This is a genomic window from Stappia indica (assembly GCF_020177335.1).
GTDB lineage: Bacteria > Pseudomonadota > Alphaproteobacteria > Rhizobiales > Stappiaceae > Stappia > Stappia indica_B.
The window spans coordinates 185,264-210,695 of sequence record NZ_JAIVMG010000003.1 but is presented as its reverse complement, the minus strand read 5'-3'; the positions used below and the strand labels follow the sequence as shown (position 1 = coordinate 210,695).

The following is a 25,432-nucleotide window of genomic DNA, read 5'->3' as shown; positions in this document are numbered from 1 at the left end:
GCCATGTCAGCCTCATTTATGAGTCTGGACCCTAGATAGCCACCGCAGGGCGGCTTGACCAGCCCCACCCTGCGCCGGAAAGAAGATCCCCGCCCATCCCTTAGTCCTCCGCCGGTCCCGCGTTGGTCGGCTTTTCACGCGCGCCGCGCGGGGTCACCTGGTGCAGCCGGTCCGCCCCGGCGAACGGGCCATCGGTCAATTGCATTTCCAGCCGCTCGCGATCCCGCCGCCGCACGTCGTCCTCGATCTGGCTGACCCGCTCGCCGGCGATGCCGAGCGCTTCCAGCGCCGCGCGCCCGAAGGTGATGCTGGATTCGAAGGTCTCGCGGATCTGGAACTCGACGCCGCGCCGGGTCAGGTCGAGCGCATGGGCCCGGTCCGTCGCCCGGCAGTAGAGCTTGGCCTGGGGAAAGTGGGAGCGGATCAGGTCGATCGCCCGGGCCATCACCTGATCGTTTTCGATGCAGAGGGCGATCAGCACCGCCTCATCGGCGCCCGCCGCCTTCAGCACATCCGGGCGGGTGGCATCGCCATAATAGACCTTGTAGCCGAGCTTGCGGGCATAGGCCATGCGCTCCGGCTGGATGTCGAGCGCGGTGATCTCGATTTCCTCGGAGGTGAGCATCTGCGCCACCATCATGCCGAACCGCCCGAAGCCGATGACCAGCACCGTCGGTTTCGCCGCGGCAAAGCCCTCGATGGCATGGCTTTCCACGCCCCGGTTGCGCAAGCGTCCGGCGAGAAAATCATGGGCGAGACAAGCCAGCGGGGTCATCAGCATGGTCAGGACGACGATGGCGATCAAAAGGTTGAGCTGGTCATAGGGCAGAATGCTCGCCGAGGCCGCTGCGGTGAACAGCACGAAGGCGAACTCCCCGCCCTGCGGCAGGGTCACCGCGATCTTCAGCGCGTCGGAGTTGGTCGAGCCGAACAGCCGCGACAAGCCCCAGATGAGCCCGCCCTTGATCGACATCACCGCCGCGACGCCAATGGCGATGAGCTGCCAGTTGGCCGCCACCAGCCCCAGATCCAGCGCCATGCCGACGGAGATGAAGAACAGCCCCATCAGCAGCGAGCGGAAGGGGTCGATATCCGCCTCCAGCGTGTGCCGGAAACTGGATTCGGCCAGCATCACCCCGGCAAGAAACGCGCCCAGCGCCATGGACAGGCCGGCGGCGTGCATGATGCCGCCACTGCCCAGCGCAACGAGCAGCGCCGCCGCCAGCATCACCTCGCGGGCGCGCACTGCCGCCAAGAGGCCGAAGAACGGCGTCAGCAGATAGCGGCCGGTGACGATCACCCCGCCCACGGCGGCCACCGTCGTCGCCACCTCGATCAGGATATCGGAGCCGCTCGACGGTCCGGAGGTGGGCGACAGGATCGGGATCAGGGCAAGCAGCGGCACGATCGCCATATCCTGCAGGAGCAGGATGCCAAAGGCGCGCTGACCGTAGGCGGTGGACAAATGGCCGCGTTCCTGCAGGATCTGCAAGGCGAAGGCGGTTGAGGACAAGGCGAGGCCAAGACCGGCGATCACCGCGATTTCCACCGGCTGCCCGGCCAGCAGGAGCAGACCGACGAGCGCGGCGCCGCAGGCCAGCACCTGGCTGGTGCCGAGACCGAAGATATCCCCCTTCATGCGCCAGAGCCGGGCCGGCTCCAGCTCCAGCCCGATCACGAACAGAAGCAGCACCACCCCCAGTTCGGCGACACCGCGGATTTCCACCCCGGACTGGATGAAGTCCAGTCCGAACGGACCAATGGCCATGCCGGCGGCCAGATAGCCGACCACCGACCCAAGGCCGATGCGCTTGGCCAGTGGCACGGCCACCACCGTGGCGGACAGGAACAGGATCGATTCGACAAAAAACGGCGGGGCAAGTTCGCTGGCCATTGCATCTCACACGTGGTCGGGCATCTCTTCACCCGGCAGGTCCTTGACCAGGTGACCTTATCGTGAATGGCGAGGGGGCACCATGCACCCACGCCATCAAGGTCGACAGAGCGGTCGAACGATCCGGTTTCAGGTCGCGAACAGCTGTTCCATGTCGGCAAACGCCTTGAATTCCAGCGCATTGCCGGCCGGGTCGAGAATGAACAGCGTCGCCTGCTCGCCCGGCTCGCCCTTGAAGCGAACCTTGGGCTTGATCACCCAGCGGATGTCCTCGCGCGCGGAAAGGCGCTCGGCCAGGGCGGTCCAGGCGTCCATGGTCAGCACCACGCCGAAATGGGGAACCGGCACCGCATCGCCGTCGACCGGATTGGTGATCGGCCCCTTCGCCTTCCTCTCGCCATCGCAATGGGCGACGATCTGGTGGCCGTAAAGGTCGAAATCGATCCAGGAGGCGGCTTCCCGCCCCTGCCGGCAGCCCAGCACATCCTTGTAGAAGGCGCGGGCCGCTTCCAGATCGTCGACGGGAAAGGCGAGGTGAAATGGCGTCAGTGAACTCATGCGATCTCTCCATCTGACACGGCGGCAGGGCGGTTTGAGGGACCGCGCGGCAACTGCACGGGCATCTGGGATGCAGCCCGTTTTTCAGCACCTTACCGAAAATCCGCTCCGCGCCAAGACGCACCGCCTGCTTCCTGACCCATCCGGCGGGGAAAGGCAAGACAAGCCAATCGCGGCACACGCTATCGGCGACGCTTGAAGGGGGACGGCAAGGCGCCTACGTTCCCTCGCATCGCCGGCAGGCAAGGCAAGGCCTTTCGGATCCCGGATCAACAGCGAGGACATATGTCGACACCACGCATCGGACTGGCGCTTGGCGGGGGCGGCGCGCGCGGCCTGGCGCATGTGCCGGTCATCGAGGCCTTCGATGACCTCGGCCTGGTCCCGCATGCGATTGCCGGCACCTCCATCGGCGCGATCTTCGGTGCCGGCTATGCCGGCGGGCTGTCGGGCGAGGACCTGCGCGCGGTGTCGGAGGAGACCTTCCGCGACCGCAACGCGGTGCTTGCCCGCCTGTGGAAGCTGCGCCCCCGGCGGATCGGCGATCTGTTCGGCAGCCCCGGCCCCTTGCAGTTCGACGCGGCGAAGGTGCTGGAGCATTTCGTCGGGCCGCATTTCCCGGCCGATTTCGCCGAGCTCAAAATCCCGCTGACAATCATCGCCACCGATTACTTCAACTGCTGCGAGGCCAAGCTCACCAGCGGCCCGCTGCATCCGGCAATCGCGGCCTCAATGGCCATTCCGGCGCTGTTCAAGCCGGTGATGCTGGACGGGCGGGTGATGGTCGATGGTGGTCTGGTCAACCCGCTGCCGTTCGACGCCCTGCCGGACGATCTCGACATTGTCGTCGCCTCGGACGTGATCGGCGCACCGATCCCGCGAAAGGGCCGCAGTGTGCCCGGTGCCAGCGACGCGGCCTTCGGCGCCACCCAGATCCTGATGCAGTCGATCAATCTGGAGAAGCTCAAGAACCGGCGACCCGACATTCTGGTCAAGCCGGATATCGCCGGCTACCGGGTGCTCGACTTCCTCAAGACCGACAAGATCCTCGCCGCCGCCGAGCCGATGCGCGACATGGTCAAGCGGGAGATTTCCGCCGCCATCGAGACCTTCGAGGCCCGCCGGGCCGGGTGACCTTGAAGCGGCGCCGGGCGGCGCTATCCTTGAGACAAGGTCACGCAGGGTCTTTGTCCGGGAGGGAGCGCCATGCCGCCATCTTGCCGCCTATCGCCGCCGGCCGCCGCCGGTCCGCACGACCTCATGCCGGCGCACCGGCTGGTCTCCCGCCTCGCGGCCCTGCTCCTGACCCTGTTGCTCCTGCCCGGTCCCGCGCTTGCCGCCTGCCAGCTTCTGGCCGGAAACGGCGCCCCCGACCGCCTGCCCTTGCTGCGCGCCGCGCTGGCCCGCGACGAGGTCGCCATCCGCTACATCGGCCATTCCACCTTCGAGATCGAGACACCGCGCGGGGTCCGGATCGCCACCGATTACAACAACATCCACCGGCCGGCGCGGCTGCCGCGCGTCGTCACCATGAACGGTGCCCATTCCACCCATTTCACCTTTTCCCCCGATCCGGAGATCGAGCACGTCTTGCTGGGCTGGAACCCGAAGGGCGGCCCCATGAACCACGACCTGATGGTGGAAGACGTGCGCATCCGCAATCTCCAGACCAACACGCGCGGCTGGGACGGTGAGACGCGCCAGCTCGGCAATTCGATCTTCGTGTTCGAGGTGGCGGATCTGTGTATTGCCCATCTGGGGCACCTGCACCATCGCCTGACCGACGAAGACCTTGCCCGGCTCGGGCAGATCGACATTGTCTTCGCCCCGGTCGACAACGCCTCGACCCTTCGGCTCGACAGCCTGATGGCGGTGCTGAAGGCGGTCTCCCCCCGCCTTGTCATCCCGATGCATGCCTATACCTTCGGCTCGCTCGACGGCTTCACCGCGCGTGCCGCACAAGAGGGCTATCCGGTGGAGCTGTCACAAACGCCGGGGATGATCGTCAGCCGCGGCACACTGCCGGCCCGGGCAACCGTCCGGGTGCTGCCGCCGGGCGGGTGAGGTCAGACCTTGAGACCGGACCTTAGCGCCGCTCCAGGAAAAAGCCGCGCAAGAGTTCCGCCGCGTCCTGTTCGGCAAGGCCGGAATAGACCTCCGGCGCGTGGTGACAGGTCGGCTGGCTGAACAGGCGCACGCCGCTTTCCACCGCCCCGCCCTTGGGATCGGCGGCGCCGAAATAAAGCCGCCGCACCCGGGCGAAGGAAATCGCGGCGGCGCACATCGGGCAGGGTTCGAGCGTCACGTAAAGATCGCACTCCGGCAGGCGCTGGCTGGCGAGACGGGCGCAGGCCTGGCGCAGCACCAGCATTTCCGCATGGGCGGTCGGGTCGGACAGTTCCAGCGTGCGGTTGCCATCGGCGGCGACGATCGCGCCATCGCACACCACCACCGCGCCGATGGGCACCTCGCCGCGCGCGGCCGCGGCGCGGGCCTCAGCGAGGGCCGCGTCCATGAAACCGCCGTTTTCGGCGCGGGGAAAAGAGCCAATTTGCATCATCGCCGGCAAGCTAGACCGGCACGGAAGAAAAGGAAATCCATACCGGAAAGACGAAATGCAGGTTCCACCCGTGTTTATCCTGCAAACAACGGGCAGGATCGGCGAAAACCTGCCTTCCGCGCCGCGCGGCGCTCTGGTATGACGCGCGTCATGACAAAAGACAAACGCCCCTCCCGACCGTTCTCCCGCGACCGCGCCAAGCCCGGACCGCGCGACGGGCTCAAGCGCCGTCCCGGCCCCGCCGGCGGCAAACGCGACAAGACCCCGCCGCCGGCGCGCATCGCCCCGGAGGCGGATGCCGGCGAACGTGTGGCCAAGGTCATCGCCCGGGCGGGCCTGTGCTCGCGCCGCATGGCGGAAAGCTGGATCATCGCCGGGCGGGTTTCCGTCAACGGCACCGTCCTGAAGACGCCGGCGGTCACCGTGACGCCTGCCGACACCATTCTGGTCGATGATGCGCCGCTGCCCGAGCGCGAACGCACCCGGCTTTGGCTCCACCACAAGTCGCGCGGCCTCGTGACCACCAACTCCGACCCGGAAGGCCGGCCGACGGTGTTCGAGCGCCTGCCGAAGGATCTGCCGCGCGTCCTGACGATCGGCCGCCTCGACATCAACACCGAGGGCCTGCTGCTCCTGACCAACGACGGCGGTCTCGCGCGGGTTCTCGAACTTCCGGCCACCGGCTGGCTGCGCCGCTACCGGGTGCGCGCCTATGGCCGCATCACCCAGGCGCAGCTCGACACCCTGGCCGAGGGCATCGCCATCGACGGCGTGCTCTATGGCGCCATCGAAGCGCAGATCGACAAGGAACAGGGCGACAATGTCTGGATGACCTTCGCCCTGCGCGAAGGCAAGAACCGTGAGATCAAGAAGGTGCTGGAGCATCTCGGGCTCTCGGTCAACCGGCTGATCCGCGTCTCCTTCGGGCCGTTCCAGCTTGCCGATCTCGCCGAGGGCGAGGTGCGCGAGATCCGGGGCCGGGTGCTGCGCGACCAGCTCGGATCGCGGCTGGCGGACGAGGCGGGTGTCGACTTCGACTCTCCGTTGCTGACGCCGGAAACGGACAAGGCGTCCGCTCCGGCAGCCAAGCGCGCCAGCGCTCCGGCTGGCGGCAAACGCACGGAAGGCCGTTATCTAAGCGCCAGCGAAGGCCGGGCGCGGGTGTCGGCTCGGGACAACAAGGCCGACAAGGGTCGCTCCCGCAGCGCGAAGCGGCACGACGACGCGGCGCTCACCGAGAAGCCGGTCAAGATTTCGCCGCGCTCCCGGTTCCGCTTTACCGATGACCTGAAGCCTAAGCCGCAACCGGTGCGCGGAGCCGCAAGCGGAGGCCGCACGCGCCGCATCTGGGACGAGGAAGGCAGCCTGGTCGTCGACAAGCGGCAAAACGAAAACACCGACCGGGACGACCGCAAGGGTGGCGGGCGCGGCGACAAGCCCGCCTGGTCGCCGCGTGGCGACAGACCTGACCGCGCTCCCCGTGGCGACAGACCCGACCGCGCACCGCGTGGCGACAGGCCCGACCGCGCGCCCCGTGGGGACAGGCCCGACCGCGCACCGCGTGGTGACAGGCCCGACCGTGCTCCCCGTGGTGACAGACCCGAGCGCGCACCGCGTGGCGACAAGCCCGCTTGGTCGCCGCGTGGCGACAGGCCCGACCGCGCACCCCGTGGCGACAGACCCGAGCGCGCTCCGCGTGGCGACAGACCCGACCGCGCACCGCGTGGGGATCGCCCCGCATGGTCACCGCGCGGGGACAAGCCCAGCGGGCCACGTGACGGCAAGCCCGGTGGCGGCAGGCCGGGAGGCCCCGCTCGCGGAGGTCCGCGCGGCGGTGGCCAGCCTTCCGGGGGCAAGCCCGGTGGCGGTCGTCCTGGTGGTGGGCGTCCCGGTGGTGGGCGTCCCGGTGGTGGGCGCCCCGGTGGCGGTAAGCCCGGCGGTCCCGCACGGGGTGGCAAGCGGTGAGAATCGTTGCCGGCCGTTTCAAGGGAAAAGCCCTCGCCGCACCGGCGGGGGCCTCCACCCGGCCCACCAGCGACCGGTTGCGCGAGACGATCTTCAACGTGCTGGCCCATGGCCATGACCGGGTGCTCACCGATACCCGGGTGCTGGATCTTTTCGCCGGCACCGGCGCGCTCGGTCTCGAAGCACTGAGCCGAGGCGCCCGCGCTGCCGTCTTCATCGAAGAGGCCAGCGGGGCCCGGGCCGTCATCCGGCGCAATGTGGAAACGCTCGGCCTCACCGGCGCGACCAAGATCTTCCGCCGGGATGCCACCCGGCTCGGTCCTTGCGGCACGATGACGCCGTTCGATCTGGTGTTTCTCGACCCGCCCTATCGCAAGGGTCTGGGCGAGCGCGCACTGGCCTCGGCGATCACCGGCGGCTGGCTGGCGCCCGGCGCCATCGCCGTGCTGGAGGAAGATGCCAGGGCGGAGGTGGAGCTGCCCGAAGGCGTGACCGTCCTCGACCAGCGCACCGTGGGCGACAGCCAGATCCTGTTCCTGACAACCACAGACTGACGGCGCCGCCGAAGCTCGGCACCAATGCCGGACGGGCGGCGAAGAACCCGCCTACTTCCGCCCGAAAAGCCGCTCGATATCGGACAGTTTCAGCTCGATCCAGGTCGGCCGGCCATGGTTGCACTGTCCGGACAGGGGCGTTGCCTCCATGTCGCGGAGCAGCGCGTCCATCTCCGCCGGGCGCATTCGCCGGCCGGCGCGCACCGAGCCATGGCAAGCCATGGTCGCGGCGACATGGTCGAGCCGCTCGCGCACCCGGGTCGCCTTGTCCCATTCGGCCAGATCGTCGGCGAGATCGCGCACCAGCCCCTTGATGTCGATCTGGCCGAGCAGGGCCGGCGTCTCGCGCACCGCCACCGCGCCGGGACCGAAGGCTTCCAGCACCAGACCGACCGCCTCCAGCTCCTCCGCCCGCTCGGTCAGCCGCGCCACATCCTCTTCCGGCAGTTCCACCACTTCGGGGATCAACAGTCCCTGCCGGGGCACCTCGCGGCGGCCCAGCGCCTCCTTGAGCCGCTCATAGACGAGCCGTTCATGGGCGGCATGCTGGTCGACGATCACCAGACCGGTCTCGGTCTGGGCGATGATGTAGGTCTCGTGGATCTGCGCCCGGGCGGCGCCGAGCGGGCGGCGCTCCCGGTCATCGGGAACCGTCTCCTCATGGGCGCGGGCATCGGCGGACGGGGCGTCGAGCCGGTCCATCACCGCCTGTTCCTCGGCAAGCCCCACGGCAGCGGGCACAGGCATGGCCGTCCCGGCCTCCGGCCCGCTCGGCGCACCGGACGCCATCGCCCCCGCGTCCAGCGGACGGAAAGCGGAGGCCTGCCAATCATGTTGCATGGGCGCACTTGCCGGCGGATAGGGCCGGGCGACCGTGCCCGCCTGTTGCTGCGGCCCACCGGCGACACTCCGCCCCAAGACCGACAATGCGGCGGAGGCATTGTGCGAGGAGGCCCGGTAGCCGGCGGCGGTGAAGGCCTGCTTCAACCCGCCGACGACCAGACCGCGCACGAGCTGCGCATCGCGGAAGCGCACATCGGCCTTGGCCGGATGGACATTGACATCGACCAGGCGCGGATCAAGGTCGATGAACAGCACCACCACCGGATGACGGTCGCGGGCGAGCACATCCGCATAGGCACCGCGCAGCGCCGACATCAGCAGCTTGTCGCGCACCGGCCGGCCATTGACGAAGAAATACTGGGACAGGGTGTTGGCCCGGTGAAAGGTCGGCAGGCCGGCAAGGCCGGTCATCCGCACACCTTCGCGCAGCGCGTCGATGGTCAGCGCGTTTTCGACGAACTCCGCACCGATGACCTGAGCGACCCGCGCCTTGTGCGCCGTCTCGCCGGAGGCCGCCGCATAGGTCACGGTCTGGCGATCGGTGCCGCCAAGCTCGAACCGCACATGCGGATGGGCGAGCGCCAGCCGCTTGACCACATCGGCGATGGCGCCGGCCTCGGCCCGGTCGGATTTCAGGAACTTCAGCCGGGCCGGCGTTGCGAAGAAGAGATCGCGCACCTCGACCTGGGTGCCGGCGGTGCGGCTGGCCGGGCGCGGCTCCTCTTTCGCCCCGCCCTCGACCGCGATCTGCCAGGCATGCGGCTCATCGGCATGGCGCGAGGTCAGCGTCAGCCGCGAGACCGCGCCGATCGACGGCAGGGCTTCGCCGCGAAAGCCGAGGCTGCGGATGTCGAACAGATCGTCCTCGCGGAGCTTGGAGGTGCAATGGCGCTCGACTGCCAGAGCCAGATCCGCGCGGGTCATGCCGGAGCCGTCGTCGCTGACGCGCAGCAGGGTCTTGCCGCCGGCGGCGGTGGCCACCTCGATCCGCGTTGCGCCCGCATCGAGCGCGTTCTCGACCAGCTCCTTGACGACGCTGGCCGGCCGCTCGATCACCTCGCCCGCGGCGATCTGGTTGATCGCCCTGTCGCTGAGTTGCCGGATCGTCATGATGTGCTGCTATCCCGAATCGTGCCTGCCTGCGTGCCACCCTGCCCTTCCATACCCCATGCAGGAAGCTCGCGTCAGGTCTGCTCCCCCGGCTTTTCCTTTTCCCGGCGGATCGTCTATGGTCCGCCCGCGCCGGACATCCGGCCCCATCGTCGACCGCCCCCATCCAGCAAGAGTTCCCGCATGAACGCCTCCGCTCCGCTTCTCGTCCCCGGCCTTGCCGACCTCGCACCCTCCTACAAGGGGGTGCTGTGCGATGTCTGGGGGGTGCTGCACAATGGTGTCGATGCTTTCGCCGATGCCGGCGCCGCCTTGCAGCGCTTTCGCGAAGAGGCGGGCGGCACCGTCGTGCTGATCACCAATGCGCCGCGCCCCTCCGCGCCGATCCATGCCCAGCTTGAACGGCTCGGCGTCCCGCGCGCCGCCTATGACGGGCTGGTCACCTCCGGCGACGTCACCCGCGCCCGGCTTGAGGCCAACAGCGGCAAGGCGATCCTGCATATTGGCCCGGAGCGCGACCGCCCGCTGTTCGACGGGCTCGACATCCACCTTGCCACTGAGGAAGATGCGGAGCTGATCGTCTGCACCGGACTGGTCGAGGATGAAGCCGAGACGCCGGACGATTACCGGCCGATGCTGGAGCGACTGGTGGCGCGCAAGCTGCCGTTCCTCTGCGCCAATCCCGACATTGTGGTGGAACGCGGCAACCGGCTGATCTGGTGCGCCGGCGCGCTGGCCCGGCTTTACGAGGATCTCGGCGGCGAACTGACCATCGTCGGCAAGCCGCACGCACCGATCTATGAGGCCGCCCTTTCCCTGCTCGACGAGATGGCCGGCGCACCGGTGCCGCGCGGCAAGGTGCTGGCGATCGGCGACGGCCTGCCGACCGACATTCGCGGCGCCGTGGCGCAGGAGCTCGACGTGCTGTTCATCACCGGCGGCATTCACGGCTCCGACTTCGGTCCGGTCGGTGCGCCGGAGGAAGCGCTTGTCCGCCGTCGTCTTGCCGAGGAAGGCCTGACCGCGCGTGCGGCGACACCCTATCTGAAGTGGTAGGAAAAGCGGACAAAGGCCCCGATCAAGGGCCATGAGATGAGAAAAGGCCGGGCACATCACGTGCCCGGCCCTTCAGTTACCAGCCAACTCTCGCGGGGACGCTGGCCAGCTCGTCAGGCGCCCGGTGACGGGCGCCGAAATCCCGGTTCGGCCGCTTTCAGCCGAACAGCTTGTCGATTTCGTCCTGGGCGCCGGACGACATCATGCTGTCGACATCGTCCTGGGACACGCCCTCGCCCGCGTGCTGCGGACCATGCAGGATCAACTCGCGTTTGCGCCGTTCGGCATCGGTTTCCTCCGCCGGTGCGTCGTCGCCCTCGGCGATCCGCAGCCGCTCGACGAAGGCGGAAACCCGCGCGTCGATGGCATTCAGCGTCGCCACCACCTTGGAAATCCGCTGGCCGGTGATGTCCTGGAACGCACAGGCCTCGAAGATCTCGATCATCTTGTCGTTGACCAGGTTCCGATAGGCATCGGGGTCCTGCTCGCCGGTCTCCATGATCGTTTCCGCCGCTTCCATGATCGTCTCGGTCGCACGCTCGGTCGAGTCGACGATGGCATCCAGTTCGCGCCCGGCTTCGGGGATCTGGTTGTCCTTCATGTCGTTCGGCCGAAGCTGCAGGATTTCCCCCTTCAGCCGGGTGATCTCGTCGGCGATCGCGGTCAGCTCCTTGGTCACCGTCGGCTGGACCGCAGTCAGGAACGCGCGCATCGAGCCGGTCATCTCCTCGGCAAGCTGGATCACGTCGTTCAGCGTCACACTGCCGTCGCGCTCGCGGTTGCTCTCAAGGAAGGTAATCAGGCCGGCAACGTCTTCTTTTCTCAGAGCGCCCATGTCACTCTCCTTTTCAGCCCGCGCATCAAGGTCCTCGCCAGGGCCTGCCCCTTCGGACAGACCGGACCCGTTCGCCGGCGGGATCGCCGCCGGTCGTCTTTTCTGCGGTCGCATCGACAAGGACCTGTTCCCGCGCCTAGTCGGCGAACACGGCCTCGATCTTGCCCTTCAGCGTCTGCGCATTGAACGGCTTGACGATGTAGTTGTTGACGCCCGCCTTCTTGGCGGCAATCACGTTTTCCGTCTTGGATTCGGCGGTGACCATGATGAACGGCGTCTTGCAGAGGCCCGCATCGGCACGCACCTGCTTCAACAGTTCGTAGCCGGTCATCGGCTCCATGTTCCAGTCGGAAATGACCAGCCCATAGCGGCGCTGCTTCATCTTTTCCAGCGCTTCGGTGCCATCGGCGGCATCGTCGATATCCTCGAAACCGAGCTGCTTGAGCAGGTTCCGAATGATGCGGATCATCGTCTTGTAGTCATCCACCACGAGGATCGGCATCTGAACATCAAGGGCCATTGTCTACTCCATACTGTCAATTTGCCCGACCCGTCTGACCGGTCGTTTGATGCGGTGTGATCGCAGGAGGAAGACACGAGCCCCGTGTCCCCGCCTCCCCACTTCGGCAGACACTAGCGGCGAGCCCCTGAAAACTCCGTTAATGCACAGCCGGGTTTCTTTGCCGCGCCGTTTGCACGCCTGGTGCCCGCCCCCACCGCCTGCGCAACCTGTCGGCGGCCCGAAAGCCGGCCGATGCATTGGCAATCCGTCGAAGTCCGGCAGAAACCGGTTTCCCCTTTCCATGAAAAAGCACTAGCCTCCGCCGGCTCCAGATTCCTCCCGACACCTGAAAGGACCGTCGATGCTCGTCTTGCAGACACTCTATTTCGAAGACCTCAAGCCGGGTTTGAGCGAGACGCTGACCAAGACCGTGGATTCCTCCGACGTCATCGGCTTCGCCGAAGTGTCCGGCGACCGCAATCCGATTCACCTGTCCGAGCATTTCGCCGCCCGCACCCCGTTTCGCACCCGGATCGCCCATGGACTCTACACCGCCAGCCTGATTTCCGCCGTCCTGGGGACGCGGCTGCCCGGGCCGGGCGCGATCTATCTGTCCCAAACCCTGAATTTCCGAGCGCCGGTGCGGATCGGCGACGAGGTCACCGTCACCGTCACCGTCGCGGAGCTGATGGAAAAGGGCAATCGGGCCCGCCTGTCCTGCGTCTGCTCTGTCGGCGATACGGTGGTGCTGGAGGGCGAGGCCGTGGTCAAGGTGCCCACCCGCGCCGAGGCCGATCCCGTCGACCCGCGAAACTGAGGCCCTTGTCGGCCTTGCATTCTCCCGTCCGGCCCGGCGGGGCCGCACGGCAATGCTTGACCTTTTCCCGGTGAATGGGCAGGGTCCGCCCGCGCTTCTTTCCCTCCCCCGGTCGCCTTCGACCGGCCAGTGGTCCTTGCCGATGCCCGATCAATCGTCTTTGCCTGTTGCCGCCCCGTTCGACATTGTCGAGGATCTGGACGCCCTGCCCGCGCGGCTGCGCGGCGGCGTCGTTGCCATCGGCAATTTCGACGGCGTCCATCGCGGTCATCGGGTTGTGCTGAAAACGGCGATGAGCATCGCCGAAAAGGCCGGGGTTCCCGCCTATGCGATGACGTTCGAACCGCATCCGCGCAGCGTGTTCAACCCGAACAAGCCCGTGTTCCGCCTGACACCGCCGGCCATGAAGATGCGCATTCTGGCCGCCGCCGGGCTTGCCGGCGCCGTGACCATTCCCTTCACCCGGGAGTTCGCCGGCATCGAGCCGGAGACCTTCGTCGCCGATGTCCTGCAGGCGCGCTTGCGGATCGTCCACGCGGTGACCGGCTATGACTTTCACTTCGGCCGTGCCCGCCGGGGCACGCCGGAATTCCTCCGCCAGGCGGGGGCCGCCGACGGGTTTGGCGTGACCATCGTCGAGGCGGAAACCGACGAGGGGCGCGAGGCGGTGTCCTCCAGCCGCATCCGCGCGGCGCTCGAAGAGGGCGATGTGGTCCATGCCAATGCCCTGCTCGGCTATCGCTGGCAGGTGGATAGCGAGGTGCGCCGGGGCGACCAGCGCGGCCGCGACCTCGGCTATCCGACCGCAAACATCGCCCTGCCCCCAGAAACCCGCCTGGCCCATGGCATCTATGCAGTGCGGACACTGGTCGGCGAGCGCTGGATCGACGGCGTTGCCAGTTTCGGCCGACGCCCCACCTTCGACAATGGCGCGCCGCTGCTGGAAGTGCATCTGTTCGACTTCAGCGGTGATCTCTACGGCCAGACCCTGCGGGTGAGCTTCGCCGCCTACCTGCGGCCGGAACTTGCCTTCGACAGTGCCGAGCTTCTGGTGGAGCAGATGAACCGGGACAGCGCCGAGGCACGTGCCGTGCTGGCCTCGTTGCAGCCGCTCGGGCCGCTCGATCTTGCACTCAATGGGGCCGGACCGGCATGACCTCGACGGCAAACGCGGGAGCCCCCGACGCCTCGGTGATGCGCGGCATCATGCTGATGTCGGGCGCAATGCTCCTGGTGCCGATGATGGACATCTGCGCCAAGTATCTCTCCTCGTCCCTGCCGCCGCTGCAGATCGCCTTCGGTCGCTTCGCCTTCCAGATGCTGTTTGCCTTGCTGACGGCGGCTGTCGGTCCCGGGCTTGCCAGTCTGCGCGCGCCGAGGCTGTGGCCGCATCTGCTGCGCGGCTTCTTTCTGGCCGGCGCCTCCGCGCTGTTCTTCACCGCGCTGAAGACCATGCCGGTGGCCGATGCCATCGCCATCTTCTTCGTCGAACCGATGATCCTGACCATCCTGTCGGCGCTGTTCCTGCGCGAGACGGTGGGCATTCGCCGCTGGGCCGCCGTGCTGGTCGGGCTGGTGGGGGCGATGATCATCATCCGTCCGGGCTTTGCCACCTTCGGCGTCACCGCCCTCTTGCCGCTCGGCACCGCCTTCCTGTTCGCGCTCTATCTGGTCGTCACCCGGCGCCTGTCCGGTGAGGGATCGATGCTCTGCGTCCAGTTCACCGCCGGCCTGGGCGGCTGCCTGCTGCTCGGTCCCTTGCTCGTCTTCGGCGGGCTTGCCGGGTTCGACGACTTCGTTCCGGTTGCCCCGAAGGTGCCGGGCCTTGCGCTGCTCGCGATCATCGGCGCGATCTCCTTCTTCGCCCACGGGCTGATCGTCAAGGCCTTCGCCGCCGCGCCGGCCTCCGTGCTCGCACCGTTCAACTACCTGGAAATCGTCAGCGCGACCCTGTTCGGCTATCTGGTGTTCGGCGATTTTCCCGATGGCGTGACCTGGATCGGCATTGCCCTGATCGTTGGCAGCGGCATCTATATCGCCCACCGGGAGCACCGGCGCAGCCGCACGGATCTGGCCGCCCGCGCGACCCGGGCAGGCCCGCCGGACTGAGCCCCAGTGGACCGGAAACCGCGGACGAGAACCAGGATCCAAGCTTCATGACCAAACCGACATTCTGGGGGCCGATGAGCGCCCGCATCCTGTGGGTGGCGCTGATCGGCATGGCCATCGACCAGGCGTTCAAGCTGTGGATGCTGTTCGGCTATGACATTGCCGCGCGCGGGCGGGTCGAGCTCACGCCGTTTCTCGATCTGGTAATGATCTGGAACTACGGCATTTCCTATGGCCTGCTGCAGCAGGATGGCTCGCTCGGGCGCTGGCTGCTGATCGCCGCCACTCTTGTGATCACCATCGTCTTCTGGATCTGGGGCGCGCGCAGCGACCGGCCGCTGCAGGCGCTGTCGCTTGCCCTTGTCATCGGCGGCGCGCTGGGCAATGGCATCGACCGCATCGCCTATGGCGCGGTGGCCGATTTCTTCCATGTCCATGTTGGCGAGTTCTCGTGGTACGTGTTCAACCTTGCGGATGTGTGGATCGTTGCCGGGGTCGCCGGGTTGCTGTATGACAGTTTCCGGTCCGGCCCCAATGATGCCGCAAAGACGCCGTCTATGTAGCCCTGCTGCAAGCCTTGGCCTGCCGGGGCCCGAGACCCGGAATTGACACGACCCGGAATTGACACACGGGCGCCGCTCCATCTGGGACCGGCTACCCGCACCACCGAACGAGGACCGCCGACGTGCCGCGCCGCATCACCCGCCCCCTTGCGAACCGCTTCCGTGGTCTGACCCGCCTGCGGGCGCTCGCCTGCGTTTCCGCCTCCGCGCTGCTTCTGGCCGGCTGCCAGACCGGCTCCGACGGGTTCAACGACGGGACCAGCAACGACGAGGCGCCGGACGTGGCGATGGTCCGCTCGTTCATGGAAGGGCTTGGCGCCGTCGACGGCAAGACCGAAAAGAAGATCGAATACAAGCCGCGCGCGCCGCTGGCCATGCCCACCAAGATGGACACGCTGCCGCCGCCGGAGAACCCGGACGTGATCGCCAACTGGCCCGAGACCAACGATGCGGAGCTGAAGCGGGTGCAGCAGGCCTATGCCAACGATGGCCGCGGCAGCGGGCATCTTGATGGCGCCGGGCGCAGTTCGCCGCAGCAGGCGCGCGGTCTGCCGTCCCTTGCCAAGGACGGTTCCACCCGCAATGTGCAGCAGGAAATCAAGCTGGAAGACCGGCTTGAGAACGGCCGGATGACACCGGCGGAGCTGCGCACCCAGAAGGTCGGTACCGTGGATACCTCCAAGCTGATGAGCGCCGACGGCCAGCCGGTGCGGCGCTATCTGATCGAGCCGCCGACGGAGTATTCCACCCCGGCGGCCGATGCGCCGATGGCCGCACCGAAGCGGGTCGACCGCCAGCCCGAGGTCAGCGACGTGGAAAAGGTTATGAACGGCCAGTCCGCCCGCACCCTGAAATAACCGGCGTCAATTTGCACAATTTCCGAAAAAGCTCGCCAATCGGCGGGCTTTTTTTTCGCAATTTTGTCCACCTTACCAAAAGTTCACGGGCTTTCTCGCACAGCCCACCTATATCTATCGAAATCCATCTGTCCGATGCTCAGGAGGCCTCCCCCGTGCAACTGTCCGACACGCTCCCAGCCCGCTCCGCGCGCCGCCGCGTCGGCGCCGTCCTCTGCGCAGCGGTGCTGGCCCTTGCCCCTGTGCTTCCGGCGCAGGCGGAGCTGACGCGCGCGGCCAGCGCTGCCGATTTCGCGACGATTCGCGTGGGCGGCGACATGACCAGCTTCACCCTCGACAATGGCCTGCAGGTCGTGGTCATTCCCGATCACCGCGCGCCGGTGGTCACCCATATGATCTGGTACAAGGTCGGAGCGGCGGACGAGCCGGCGGGCATGTCGGGTGTTGCCCATTTCCTCGAACACCTGATGTTCAAGGGCACGAAAGCCAATCCCGATGGCGCCTTCTCCCAGCGGGTCGCGGCCATCGGCGGGGTGGAGAACGCCTTCACCTCGAATGACTACACCGCCTATTTCCAGCGCGTCGCCAAGGAGCATCTCGGCGAGATGATGGCGCTGGAGGCAGACCGGATGGAGAACCTGGTGCTGACCGACGAGGTGGTGGCGCCGGAACGCGATGTGGTGCTGGAAGAACGGCGGATGCGGGTCGACAGCGATCCGGGCGCCCGACTCAGCGAAACCCTCGACGCGATGCTTTACGTAAACCATCCCTACGGCACGCCGGTGATCGGCTGGCCGGCGGAGATCGAGGCACTGTCCCGCGATAACGCCATTGCCTTCTATGACCGGTTCTACACGCCCAACAACGCCATTCTGGTGGTCGCCGGCGATGTGAACGCACAAGAAGTGCGCGCCCTTGCCGAAAAGACCTATGGCGCGGTGCGCCGGCGCGCGGAGCCCGGGGCCCGCAACCGCCCGGCGCCGCAACTGGTGCCGGGCACCCGGCAGGTCACCCTCAACGATGCCCGGGTCAACCAGCCCAACGTGCGGCAGGTCTGGCTGGCGCCGAGCTACACCACCGCCGAGGGGCGTGATGCGCTGGCGCTCGACCTTCTGTCGGAAATCCTCGGCGGCGGCAGCACCAGCCGGCTCTACCGGCAACTGGTGGCCGATGAGGCCATCGCCGCCTCGGCCGGCGGCTGGTACCAGTCGACCTCGCTGGATGACACCAGCTTCATGATCTACGCGGTGCCGCGCGACGGGCACACACTGGAAGAGCTTGGCACCGCGACCCGCAAGGTGATCGACGCGCTGGTCGCCGACGGGGTCAGCGCGGAAGAGCTGGAGCGGGCAAAGAAAAGCCTCCTGTCCAGTGCGCTGTATGCCCAGGACAGCCAGTCCACGCTGGCGCGCATGTTCGGCGCGGCGATGACCACCGGGACCAGCATTCAGGATGTGCGCGACTGGCCGGCCAAGGTGAGCGCCATCACCGCCGAGGAGGTGCAGGCGGCTGCAGCGAAGTATCTCGTCCGGCCGCCGGTGACGGCCTACCTGCGCCCCCAGGTCGTGGCCGAAGGACCGGCGCCGACCGCTGATGCTGCGGCCCCCTCTGAGGCCGGTGCAACGACCGCCCAGCCCTGATTGCCGGAGTACGACAGACTATGACCCGACCCCGTTCCGCCGCCGTGGCGCGCCCTCTCCCGGCGCTGCTGCTGAACCGCCTGTCGCTGCTGTTCGTCGCCAGCATGATCGCGCTGATCTCGATGATCGTGCATGCGCGGGCGGTCGACATCCAGCCGTTCGAGACCCCCGCCGGCCTGTCGGTCTGGCTGGTGGAGGACCACACGGTGCCGATCATCGCCGTCGACTTCGCCTTCTCTGGCGGCTCGGCCCAGGATCCGGACGGCAAGGAGGGGCTGACCAACCTCCTCTCCGCCACCCTTGATGAGGGCGCGGGCGACCTGACCTCCCGCGCCTTTCAGGAACGGATGCAGGACCTGGCCGTCAAGATCGGCTTCGATGCCGGGCGCGATGCCTTCTACGGCTCGCTGCGCACGCTGACGCCCAATGCGGAGGATGCATTCGAGATGCTGCGGCTGGCGGTCACCGAACCGCGCTTCGACGCCGATGCGGTGGAGCGGATGCGCAGCCAGATCATCGCCGGCCTGCGCCGGGAGGCGAAGGACCCCGATGCCATCGCCGCCCGCACCTTTGCCCGCACCGTCTTTCCGGGCCATCCGTACGGCCGGCCGGCCAGTGGCACGGAAGAGAGCGTTTCGGCGCTGACACCGGCGGACCTGAAGGCGCAGCATCAACGCCTGTTCGCCCAAAGCTCCCTGCAGATCGCCGTTGTCGGCGCGATCGATGCGGCCACGCTCGGCCCGCTGCTCGACCGGGTCTTCGCCGCTTTGCCTGCCGAACCGGATCTGACGCCGGTGGCGGAGATCACCCCGCGCATGGATATCGAGGAAAGCATCACCCTCGACGTGCCGCAGACCGCGATCCGCATCGGCCTGCCCGGCCTGAAGCGTGACGACCCCGATTTCATCCCCGCCTATGTGATGAACCACATTCTCGGCGGCGGCTCCTTCTCCTCCTGGCTTTATGACGAGGTGCGGGAAAAGCGCGGCCTTGCTTATTCGGTCGGCTCCTATCTGGTGCCTTACGATCATGCCGGCATGCTGATCGCCGCCACCGGCACCCGCGCGGACCGGGCCGGCGAGACCTTGCAGATCATCGGCGAGCAGATGGGCCGCATGGCCACGCAAGGGCCGACGGAAGAGGAGCTTGCCAAGGCCAAGAGCTTCCTGACCGGCTCCTATGCCTTGCGGTTCGACACCTCGGGCAAGATCGCCAACCAGCTTCTCGGCATCCGCATGGAAAAGCTCGGCCTCGACTACATCGACAAGCGCAACGGGCTGATCGAGGCGGTTACGCTGGAAGACATCAAGCGGGTGGCGAACCGGCTGCTGGGCAGCGCCAGCCCGACCATCGTCACCGTCGGCCCGAAACAGCCGTCCTGACCCAACCTTGGTGGGGGAAGCCCCCCACCTGCTGAGCACGAAAAAGGGCCGCGAGCGGGAAAACGCTCGCGGCCCTTTTGCGTGACGGCGCGGCTTGCCGGTTCTCAAGAGGTTGGAAACGCACACTCTTCGGCCCTCCGATCCCGGGTCGCGCCTAGGCTTGCCCGGGATGATGCCGAGAGGATTTCGCCCCGGACGAGCCACCTCATGGACAGAGGCTTCTCTGCTCCGGCCATCGCCCCACACGCCGCGTCCTCCCGGACGACGCGCACGCGGAGATCCGGGATCGGGGAGGCACGGCCTCTCGCCTCCAGCCCTATGAAAACGCACGTCCTTCGGCGTCCCGATCCCGACTCGGGGGCCAGGAGGGCGCCGAGAGAGCCGGCCGGTTCCCGGGAGGAAAGGCTACTCCGCCGCCCGGCGGGCCGGACGCGGCGGGCGGCCCTGCAGCACCTCCGGGCGGACCGGGCGCGGCGGCGAGAACAGGTAGCCCTGGCCGATCCGCACTTCGAGATCCAGCACCTCCAGCGCCTGCGCCTCGGTCTCGATGTGATCGACGATGAGTTCCATGCCGAACCGGCGCAACAGATCGGAGAAATCCGCCGGATGAATGTGGCTTGTCTGTAGCGCCTCGCCGCCAATCAGGCGGTTGGCATGCACCTTGACATAGCGAAAGCCGACGTCGGCCAGCGCCTTGAAATCCATCCGCAGATCCGTCACCCGGTCGACGGAGAAGCGGAAGCCCAGATCGGCGAGAGCGGCAAGGCTTTCATGTTCGAGCGCGCCCATATCGGCCACGTCGCGCTGGGTGAACTCGAAGGTCAGGTGCTCGCCATACCCCTCCTGCCCGCGCAGGAAGTCGAGGAAGCCGGGGAAGAAGCGCTCATCCACCAGTGTCTGCGAAGACACATTGACGAACAGGCCGGAGCTCCGGTTGCGGCTCGACAGGCGCCTGAGCACCTGAATGGCGCGAAACAGCATCAGGTTGTCGATCGCCGGCATCAGCCGGGCGCGCACTGCTTCCTCGATGAAGTCGACCGGCTCCAGCATGGTATCATTGGCATCGCGGATGCGGGTCAGCGCCTCATAGTCCCGCACCTGCCGCTGTGGCAGGGTGACCATCGGCTGCAGGTAGAGATCGACCCGGCTGGTATCGAGCGCCTCCTGAATGGTCTGGCGCATGGCAAGATCGGGCCGACCGTGCCGCGCCGGCGGCGTGCCATGTCGAACGCGGGTGCGTTCGACCGGCGGGACGGCTTCCCTCGGTGCCCGGCTGGCGTGGTCCTGTGGACCGGGCGCGCGGTCGGCACGATGGTGTTCGCCAGGATCGCGTTCGGGAAGGCCGCGCTCCGGATAACCATGGTCCCCATGGGGCCGATCCACATAGCCATGGTCCAGCGGGGGAGCGGACATACGGGGCGCCGGAGCCGAAGGCTCCTCCCGATGTGGCGCATGCGCCGGCTCGCTCGGCTGGGTATAGCCGAGGGCACGCGGCGCCTCCTCGTAACCGACGTAACGGGGCGGCGGCGCCTCCAGCGCCTTGCGGTCCTGCTCGTCGATCCGGTCTTCCATGCCGGCCATGGCCTCGGCCATCTGCTTGATCAGACTGCCAAGCACCTCGACCTCGGCAAACAGCGGGTCGATTTCGTCCCGGGCCCGGCGCGGCAGACTGGTTTCCAGGCCGCTCAGCCGGCCTTCCAGGTTGCCGATGTCCTCATCGACCTCCATAACCCGCTCTTCCAGCTGAGCGACTTTTTCGCTGACTTCGCTGCGCTCGCGCTGACGGGCGAACACCAGATGGATCACGACCATCGCGCACAGAAGAGCCAGGCTTAGGGACAACGCCTCGCCGGCGGGCCGGGCGAACTGAAACACCAGCATCGCCGCCACCGACCCGGCGATGATCACCATGCAGAGAAAAATGAAGATGCCTGTCGCGCGCGCCATGCTTTTCCGTCGGCTCCAGCCGAATCATGCCCAGATACAATAGTGCCTGAATACGCTGATTCTGCCGAATCTCCAGCGGTTCAAGCCGCTCCCCGCCACCGCCCGCGCCGGTCTTGTGCACAGATACGGTCCGCATTTGTGCGTGCTTGACCTTCCAGTTGCGGAAAGGTTCAGGATGCGTCCCACCCTACAGCAACCAGCGTGGAAGTTACATGATCACCCTGAAAATCGAAGGCATGGCCTGTTCCGGCTGTGTATCCGCCGTCGCCAAGGCCCTCACCGCCGCCGATCCCACCTCCACCGCCGAAATCGATCTTGAGCGGGGCATTGCCGAAATCGAGAGCGTGCGCCCGCAAGAGGAGCTGATGCAGGCCATCGAGGCGGCGGGTTACGACGTTACCCCCGCCTGATCGCCGTCACGGCGCGGGCGCCAGCACGCCTGGTGCCCGCCTGCGCACCGCCCCCAACCGCCCAATCGGGCTCAGGGGCGGCTGTTGACCCGGGCGCGGACGCTCTGGGCAACACCGGGATGGCGATGGGCGATGTCGTGGAAAAGCCCCTCGTCGACCACCTGCCGGCAGCCGGACATCCACAGTGCCTGCAGCCGCTCCAGCCGCGCCAGCCGTTCCGCAGTCGCCAGTGGCGACGTGATCCGCCCGGTCCGGGGCATCCGCAGCCGCACCAGCGCCCCAACTGCAAGCACCCGCAGCTCCAGAAACGACAACGGCTCGGACAAGGGAGAGACCGGCTCTGCCTGTTGCCGCGCAAGCGGCGTGCGGGCATCTGCCTCCGGCTGGAGACGTTGGCGAAGACCGAGCATTAAAAAATCCTCCATCGGTTTCCCGAGGAGGACTGGCGCGAGAGACGAAGTCGACCGTTTCGTTGCCGGTTTCCCGGCCACATCCCCGGTTGAGGGAGACCACCTTGCCCGGTCGGGCAGGTTGGCGAGGGCGCCAGCCCTTCTCTTGATGATGGCTTTCTTATGCCACGGTGGCGGAAGCGGGGCAAGCGGACATTTTCCCCTTTGCGAACCGGCCGGGCCGCGACGGCGTCGCGTCCCCTGACGTGCGCGCCGCACCGCCATGGGCTACACTTCCCGCCAGCCCCCGCCGTCGCATCCGGGCGGAGCGATCCGCGTCGCCTGCCCGACCGAAGAGGGAGATCCCGCCATGCCCGTATCCTCGCGTCCCGTCTGCACCTCCCCTTCCGGACCCAGACGCTGCCTGGCCGCCCTGATGTTGACGCTGGCCGTTGGCGCGGGAGCGCCGGTGGATGCGGCGCCCGCGCCAAAGAGCGAAACCGTCGTTCAGGATGCAGGGGACCTTTCGCGCCTGCGCAAGATCCTCGACCGCATCACCCTGCCCGACGGATTCCGGATCGATGTCTATGCGCTGGTGCCCGGAGCCCGGCATCTTGCGGTGTCGCCGGAAGGGCTCCGCGTCTTCGTCGGCACCCGCGGCGACCGGGTCTGGGCGGTCACCGACCGGGACAAGGACCGGATCGCCGACACGGTCCGGCAATTCGCCCCGGCGGTCGATTTCGTCCTCCCCAACGGGGTTTGCTTCGCCCCGGACGGTGTTCTCTACGTGGTCGAGCGGAACCGGGTTCTCGGCTTTGCCGGTGCCGGAACGGGCGGCGACGAGCGCGATCCGCCGGCAACCGTCATCGTCCCCAGAGGGGAGCTGATCCCGCCATCGGAGGAAAGCCGCAACCACTCCGCCCGGGTCTGCCGCATCGGCCCCGACGACCGGCTCTACATCTCCCTGGGCCAGCCCTACAATGTGCCCCCGCGCCGAAAACTCGCGCTTTACGACAAGACCGGCATCGGCGGCATCATCCGCCTTAACCGGGATGGCAGCGGCCGCGAGGTCTTCACCCGGGGCATTCGCAACTCGGTCGGCCATGATTTTCACCCCGAGACCGGCGAGCTGTGGTTCACCGACAATCAGGTGGACCGTATGGGCGACAACATTCCGCCCGGGGAAATCAACCGCCAGACGGCGCCGGGCCAGCATTTCGGCTTTCCCTGGTATGGCGGCGGCGCCGTGCGCACCGGCGAATATGCCGCCGACACAGTGCCTGAGGACGTGGTGATGCCGGTGGTGGAGACCATCGCCCATGCGGCGGATCTCGGCATGAGTTTCTACACCGGGGAGATGTTTCCCGAGCGCTATCGCGGCGGTATCTTTTCCGCCCAGCACGGGTCCTGGAACCGGTCGACGCCGGTCGGGGCGCGGGTGATGTTCACTGCCATCGCCGAGGACGGCAGCGCCAAAACAATGCCCTTCGCCGAAGGCTGGCTCGATGAAAGCGGTGCCTATCTCGGCCGACCGGTGGATGTGGCGCAGTTGCCGGATGGCTCGCTGCTGGTGTCCGACGACCGGGCCGGCGCGCTTTACCGCATCTGGTACCAGGGCGACTGACCGGCGGGACCGGCGCGGCTCGCCATCTGGCTCAGGTGCTTGCCGGGCGCTGCGACAGTTTCTCCTCCGGCAGGTCGGGCAAGGCCGCGCTTTCGTCCTCCTGCTCCTCCTCCGCGCGCGGATCGAGCGACAGGGCCTCAGGCGTCGAGAACCGGGTCGCCGAGGCCATGGCGACGAAGTCCTCCCGCTCCGCCGGTGCCACCGGCTTGCGCTGGGTGATGCGCCAGAGCGTGAAGGCGATGATCGTGCCATGGGCGGCGGAGGTAACGCCGAACAGGCCGCTCGGCGTGGTCATGGTCATCAGGATCGCCGCCAGCAGCGGGCCAACCACCGAGCCCGCCCCGAACAACAGCAGCAGCCCGCCACTCGTTTTCAGGAACTCGCCCGGCGGGGAGTGGTCATTGGCATGGGCAACGATCACCGGGTACATCGAATAGACCATGCCGCCGAAGGCGCCGACCAGGGCAATGGTCAGGAGAACGGGAAAGCCCGACCCCAGACTGAGAAGGGCGCCGATCAGGCAGCCGCAGGCGGCCAGGCCGATCAGCACGAAACGGCGGTCCATGCGGTCGGACAGCATGCCGATGGGAAGCTGGATCAGCGCGCCGGCGAGCAGCGCGATCGACATCATGCTGGCGATGCTGGTTACCGACAGCCCGATCTGGCGCCCGTAGACCGCGCCAAGGGTGCCGAAGGCGCTGTTGGAGATGCCCACGAGGAACACGCCGGTCACCGCCACCGGCGAGTTGCGCCACAGGGCCCTGAGGTCGAGCCGGGCCTGCGCCAGCGGCGTCGGCGCGGCCGCCGTCGACAGCGCCGTGGGCAGCAGCGCCATGGAATAGACGATCGAGCCCAGCACGAAGAAGAAATAGCCGGCCGGATCGCCCATGGTCAGCAGCATCTGGCCGGCAGTTGTCGCGCCCAGATTAATCATGGTGTAGAGGCCGAAGATCCGCCCCCGGGTTTCCGGGGTGGCCCGTTCGTTCAGCCAGCTTTCCACCACCATCGCCGCGCCGGCGAAGCAGAAACCGGAGATCGCCCGCAAGGGAATCCAGCCCGCCGGATGCAGGATCAGCAGGTTGAGCAGGACGACGATGGCCGCGAGCGAGCAGAACACGCCAAAGGAGCGGATATGCCCGACCCGGCTGACGATGATCGGCGTCATCAGGCAGCCGGCGACATAGCCAATCGCCCAGCCGGTGCCGAGAAGGCCGAGGGAGGTGTCGGAAAAGCCCTCCGCGGAGCCGCGCAAGGGCAACAGCAGACCATGCAGCCCCCCCGCCAGGAGCAAAAGGGCGGAGCCGGCGAGAAGAGCGGCGACGGGAAGAATCTGGACCATGCGAGCCAGTTAGCGGGATCGCCGAGGGGGATGCAAGACGATGCTGCATCGCCCGCGATTTTCCCCCGCAAGAGCCGCCGTGGAACAGGGGCCGAAGCGCCGGCCCGCTCAGTAGTGCGGCGGGCGGGTCACCGGCGCCTGGGACACGGAGAGGTCCTCAAGCTCGTCCACATGCTCGGCCAGCGCCGCCACCTTGCGGGCGAGCGCGTCGAGCTGACGGGCCTGGGCGGTGATGACCTCGTTGAGCTCCTCGATCGTGCGCTCCTGATGCGCGGCCTGCTCCTCAAGCCGCTCGATCCGTTCCACCGTATCGCGGGTCATTGCCGGGTTCCTTGAACGTTGCTGGTTCCGGGACTTTCATGCAAAAGGGGCGGCCAAAGGCCACCCCTTCCACGAAGCATAATTGCTTTATGGACTTCTAAGAAGTCCATGCCGCCACTGAAGTCGGCTGTTGCCGACTTCAGCAAGAAGGTTTGAT

24 protein-coding genes and 1 riboswitch are annotated in these 25,432 nt (G+C 67.3%); of the genes, 14 read left to right on the top strand and 10 right to left on the bottom strand.

Features of this window, described 5'->3' with window-relative positions; all coding sequences use genetic code 11:
• Positions 1–100: 100 nt before the first annotated feature.
• Together LC062_RS05310 and LC062_RS05305 are read right to left on the bottom strand one after the other, a co-directional pair.
• Positions 101–1,894, bottom strand: a complete 1,794-nt coding sequence (locus tag LC062_RS05310) for a monovalent cation:proton antiporter-2 (CPA2) family protein (protein ID WP_224909994.1) — start codon at positions 1,892–1,894, stop codon at positions 101–103.
• A gap of 129 nt (positions 1,895–2,023) precedes the next feature.
• Positions 2,024–2,452: a VOC family protein gene (locus LC062_RS05305; RefSeq protein WP_224909993.1), complete on the bottom strand. Its 429-nt coding sequence runs from the start codon at positions 2,450–2,452 to the stop codon at positions 2,024–2,026.
• A 285-nt stretch (positions 2,453–2,737) separates the two neighbouring features.
• Here LC062_RS05305 and LC062_RS05300 point away from each other — a divergent pair, with 285 nt between their 5' ends.
• Both LC062_RS05300 and LC062_RS05295 read left to right on the top strand, forming a co-directional pair.
• Positions 2,738–3,586: a patatin-like phospholipase family protein gene (locus LC062_RS05300; RefSeq protein ID WP_224909992.1), complete on the top strand. Its 849-nt coding sequence runs from the start codon at positions 2,738–2,740 to the stop codon at positions 3,584–3,586.
• Between the two features lie 72 nt (positions 3,587–3,658).
• The gene (locus LC062_RS05295) at positions 3,659–4,516 is read left to right on the top strand and encodes an MBL fold metallo-hydrolase (RefSeq protein ID WP_224909991.1); all 858 of its coding nucleotides are present in this window, start codon (positions 3,659–3,661) and stop codon (positions 4,514–4,516) included.
• Between the two features lie 22 nt (positions 4,517–4,538).
• Here the strand turns inward: LC062_RS05295 and LC062_RS05290 are convergent, their stop codons facing one another.
• A complete protein-coding gene (locus tag LC062_RS05290; protein ID WP_224909990.1) occupies positions 4,539–4,967 on the bottom strand; it encodes a nucleoside deaminase in 429 nt (142 codons plus the stop codon).
• A gap of 195 nt (positions 4,968–5,162) precedes the next feature.
• Here LC062_RS05290 and LC062_RS05285 point away from each other — a divergent pair, with 195 nt between their 5' ends.
• Together LC062_RS05285 and rsmD are read left to right on the top strand one after the other, a co-directional pair.
• A complete protein-coding gene (locus LC062_RS05285) occupies positions 5,163–6,977 on the top strand; it encodes a pseudouridine synthase (protein WP_224909989.1) in 1,815 nt (604 codons plus the stop codon).
• Positions 6,974–7,531 (top strand): 16S rRNA (guanine(966)-N(2))-methyltransferase RsmD, encoded by a 558-nt coding sequence (gene rsmD / locus LC062_RS05280; protein ID WP_224909988.1) that lies wholly within the window; start codon positions 6,974–6,976, stop codon positions 7,529–7,531. Before LC062_RS05285 ends, rsmD begins: the two co-directional genes overlap by 4 nt.
• A gap of 51 nt (positions 7,532–7,582) precedes the next feature.
• On the opposite strand, the gene mutL is transcribed toward rsmD, so the two are convergent.
• Positions 7,583–9,484 (bottom strand): DNA mismatch repair endonuclease MutL, encoded by a 1,902-nt coding sequence (gene mutL / locus LC062_RS05275; protein ID WP_224909987.1) that lies wholly within the window; start codon positions 9,482–9,484, stop codon positions 7,583–7,585.
• 183 nt (positions 9,485–9,667) lie between these two features.
• On the opposite strand from mutL, the gene LC062_RS05270 reads away from it, so the two are divergent.
• Positions 9,668–10,540 (top strand): TIGR01459 family HAD-type hydrolase, encoded by an 873-nt coding sequence (locus LC062_RS05270; protein WP_224909986.1) that lies wholly within the window; start codon positions 9,668–9,670, stop codon positions 10,538–10,540.
• 157 nt (positions 10,541–10,697) lie between these two features.
• On the opposite strand, the gene LC062_RS05265 is transcribed toward LC062_RS05270, so the two are convergent.
• On the bottom strand, positions 10,698–11,375 hold the full coding sequence (locus LC062_RS05265; RefSeq protein ID WP_224909985.1) for a protein phosphatase CheZ: 678 nt from the start codon (positions 11,373–11,375) through the stop codon (positions 10,698–10,700).
• Between the two features lie 136 nt (positions 11,376–11,511).
• Positions 11,512–11,895, bottom strand: a complete 384-nt coding sequence (locus LC062_RS05260; RefSeq protein ID WP_181760233.1) for a response regulator — start codon at positions 11,893–11,895, stop codon at positions 11,512–11,514.
• A 343-nt stretch (positions 11,896–12,238) separates the two neighbouring features.
• On the opposite strand from LC062_RS05260, the gene LC062_RS05255 reads away from it, so the two are divergent.
• The 7 genes from LC062_RS05255 to LC062_RS05225 all read left to right on the top strand — a co-directional run bounded on the left by LC062_RS05255 (position 12,239) and on the right by LC062_RS05225 (position 19,245).
• Positions 12,239–12,694, top strand: a complete 456-nt coding sequence (locus LC062_RS05255; RefSeq protein WP_224909984.1) for a MaoC family dehydratase — start codon at positions 12,239–12,241, stop codon at positions 12,692–12,694.
• A 142-nt stretch (positions 12,695–12,836) separates the two neighbouring features.
• On the top strand, positions 12,837–13,850 hold the full coding sequence (locus tag LC062_RS05250) for a bifunctional riboflavin kinase/FAD synthetase (RefSeq protein WP_224909983.1): 1,014 nt from the start codon (positions 12,837–12,839) through the stop codon (positions 13,848–13,850).
• The gene (locus LC062_RS05245; RefSeq protein WP_224909982.1) at positions 13,847–14,803 is read left to right on the top strand and encodes a DMT family transporter; all 957 of its coding nucleotides are present in this window, start codon (positions 13,847–13,849) and stop codon (positions 14,801–14,803) included. The genes LC062_RS05250 and LC062_RS05245 overlap by 4 nt, the downstream gene beginning before the upstream one ends.
• A gap of 47 nt (positions 14,804–14,850) precedes the next feature.
• A complete protein-coding gene (gene lspA / locus LC062_RS05240; RefSeq protein ID WP_404829678.1) occupies positions 14,851–15,366 on the top strand; it encodes a signal peptidase II in 516 nt (171 codons plus the stop codon).
• Between the two features lie 122 nt (positions 15,367–15,488).
• Positions 15,489–16,223, top strand: coding sequence for a hypothetical protein (locus LC062_RS05235; RefSeq protein ID WP_224909981.1), 735 nt, complete (start codon positions 15,489–15,491; stop codon positions 16,221–16,223).
• Positions 16,224–16,378: 155 nt separating this feature from the next.
• Positions 16,379–17,863 carry a M16 family metallopeptidase gene (locus tag LC062_RS05230; RefSeq protein ID WP_404829677.1) on the top strand — a complete coding sequence of 495 codons (1,485 nt, stop codon included), beginning with the start codon at positions 16,379–16,381 and terminating at the stop codon, positions 17,861–17,863.
• 20 nt (positions 17,864–17,883) lie between these two features.
• Complete coding sequence (locus LC062_RS05225) at positions 17,884–19,245, top strand: M16 family metallopeptidase (protein WP_224909980.1); 1,362 nt, start codon at positions 17,884–17,886, stop codon at positions 19,243–19,245.
• Positions 19,246–19,650: 405 nt separating this feature from the next.
• Here the strand turns inward: LC062_RS05225 and LC062_RS05220 are convergent, their stop codons facing one another.
• Positions 19,651–21,192 (bottom strand): EAL domain-containing protein, encoded by a 1,542-nt coding sequence (locus LC062_RS05220; protein WP_224909979.1) that lies wholly within the window; start codon positions 21,190–21,192, stop codon positions 19,651–19,653.
• A 212-nt stretch (positions 21,193–21,404) separates the two neighbouring features.
• Here LC062_RS05220 and LC062_RS05215 point away from each other — a divergent pair, with 212 nt between their 5' ends.
• Positions 21,405–21,602, top strand: coding sequence for a heavy-metal-associated domain-containing protein (locus LC062_RS05215; protein ID WP_224909978.1), 198 nt, complete (start codon positions 21,405–21,407; stop codon positions 21,600–21,602).
• Between the two features lie 71 nt (positions 21,603–21,673).
• On the opposite strand, the gene LC062_RS05210 is transcribed toward LC062_RS05215, so the two are convergent.
• Positions 21,674–22,012: a hypothetical protein gene (locus LC062_RS05210; protein ID WP_224909977.1), complete on the bottom strand. Its 339-nt coding sequence runs from the start codon at positions 22,010–22,012 to the stop codon at positions 21,674–21,676.
• Positions 22,013–22,060: 48 nt separating this feature from the next.
• A riboswitch (SAM-I-IV-variant riboswitch) is annotated at positions 22,061–22,169 on the bottom strand.
• A gap of 258 nt (positions 22,170–22,427) precedes the next feature.
• On the opposite strand from LC062_RS05210, the gene LC062_RS05205 reads away from it, so the two are divergent.
• Positions 22,428–23,615: a PQQ-dependent sugar dehydrogenase gene (locus tag LC062_RS05205; protein ID WP_404829685.1), complete on the top strand. Its 1,188-nt coding sequence runs from the start codon at positions 22,428–22,430 to the stop codon at positions 23,613–23,615.
• A gap of 31 nt (positions 23,616–23,646) precedes the next feature.
• On the opposite strand, the gene LC062_RS05200 is transcribed toward LC062_RS05205, so the two are convergent.
• Together LC062_RS05200 and LC062_RS05195 are read right to left on the bottom strand one after the other, a co-directional pair.
• Positions 23,647–24,954 (bottom strand): MFS transporter, encoded by a 1,308-nt coding sequence (locus LC062_RS05200; protein WP_224909975.1) that lies wholly within the window; start codon positions 24,952–24,954, stop codon positions 23,647–23,649.
• A 108-nt stretch (positions 24,955–25,062) separates the two neighbouring features.
• Positions 25,063–25,275: a SlyX family protein gene (locus LC062_RS05195; RefSeq protein ID WP_224909974.1), complete on the bottom strand. Its 213-nt coding sequence runs from the start codon at positions 25,273–25,275 to the stop codon at positions 25,063–25,065.
• Positions 25,276–25,432: the final 157 nt, after the last annotated feature.

Excerpts from the sequence above, each read along its gene's own strand:
- LC062_RS05270 (WP_224909986.1), top strand. The coding sequence starts at position 9,668 with ATGAACGCCTCCGCTCCGCTTCTCGTCCCCGGCCTTGCCGACCTCGCA.
- LC062_RS05205 (WP_404829685.1), top strand. The coding sequence starts at position 22,428 with ATGTTGACGCTGGCCGTTGGCGCGGGAGCGCCGGTGGATGCGGCGCCC.
- LC062_RS05225 (WP_224909980.1), top strand. The coding sequence starts at position 17,884 with ATGACCCGACCCCGTTCCGCCGCCGTGGCGCGCCCTCTCCCGGCGCTG.
- lspA (WP_404829678.1), top strand. The coding sequence starts at position 14,851 with ATGACCAAACCGACATTCTGGGGGCCGATGAGCGCCCGCATCCTGTGG.
- LC062_RS05215 (WP_224909978.1), top strand. The coding sequence starts at position 21,405 with ATGATCACCCTGAAAATCGAAGGCATGGCCTGTTCCGGCTGTGTATCC.
- LC062_RS05290 (WP_224909990.1), bottom strand. The coding sequence starts at position 4,967 with ATGGACGCGGCCCTCGCTGAGGCCCGCGCCGCGGCCGCGCGCGGCGAG.
- LC062_RS05255 (WP_224909984.1), top strand. The coding sequence starts at position 12,239 with ATGCTCGTCTTGCAGACACTCTATTTCGAAGACCTCAAGCCGGGTTTG.
- LC062_RS05195 (WP_224909974.1), bottom strand. The coding sequence starts at position 25,275 with ATGACCCGCGATACGGTGGAACGGATCGAGCGGCTTGAGGAGCAGGCC.
- LC062_RS05250 (WP_224909983.1), top strand. The coding sequence starts at position 12,837 with ATGCCCGATCAATCGTCTTTGCCTGTTGCCGCCCCGTTCGACATTGTC.
- LC062_RS05285 (WP_224909989.1), top strand. The coding sequence starts at position 5,163 with ATGACAAAAGACAAACGCCCCTCCCGACCGTTCTCCCGCGACCGCGCC.
- LC062_RS05245 (WP_224909982.1), top strand. The coding sequence starts at position 13,847 with ATGACCTCGACGGCAAACGCGGGAGCCCCCGACGCCTCGGTGATGCGC.
- LC062_RS05260 (WP_181760233.1), bottom strand. The coding sequence starts at position 11,895 with ATGGCCCTTGATGTTCAGATGCCGATCCTCGTGGTGGATGACTACAAG.
- LC062_RS05220 (WP_224909979.1), bottom strand. The coding sequence starts at position 21,192 with ATGGCGCGCGCGACAGGCATCTTCATTTTTCTCTGCATGGTGATCATC.
- LC062_RS05200 (WP_224909975.1), bottom strand. The coding sequence starts at position 24,954 with ATGGTCCAGATTCTTCCCGTCGCCGCTCTTCTCGCCGGCTCCGCCCTT.
- LC062_RS05210 (WP_224909977.1), bottom strand. The coding sequence starts at position 22,012 with ATGCTCGGTCTTCGCCAACGTCTCCAGCCGGAGGCAGATGCCCGCACG.
- LC062_RS05305 (WP_224909993.1), bottom strand. The coding sequence starts at position 2,452 with ATGAGTTCACTGACGCCATTTCACCTCGCCTTTCCCGTCGACGATCTG.
- mutL (WP_224909987.1), bottom strand. The coding sequence starts at position 9,484 with ATGACGATCCGGCAACTCAGCGACAGGGCGATCAACCAGATCGCCGCG.
- LC062_RS05310 (WP_224909994.1), bottom strand. The coding sequence starts at position 1,894 with ATGGCCAGCGAACTTGCCCCGCCGTTTTTTGTCGAATCGATCCTGTTC.
- LC062_RS05295 (WP_224909991.1), top strand. The coding sequence starts at position 3,659 with ATGCCGCCATCTTGCCGCCTATCGCCGCCGGCCGCCGCCGGTCCGCAC.
- LC062_RS05300 (WP_224909992.1), top strand. The coding sequence starts at position 2,738 with ATGTCGACACCACGCATCGGACTGGCGCTTGGCGGGGGCGGCGCGCGC.
- LC062_RS05265 (WP_224909985.1), bottom strand. The coding sequence starts at position 11,375 with ATGGGCGCTCTGAGAAAAGAAGACGTTGCCGGCCTGATTACCTTCCTT.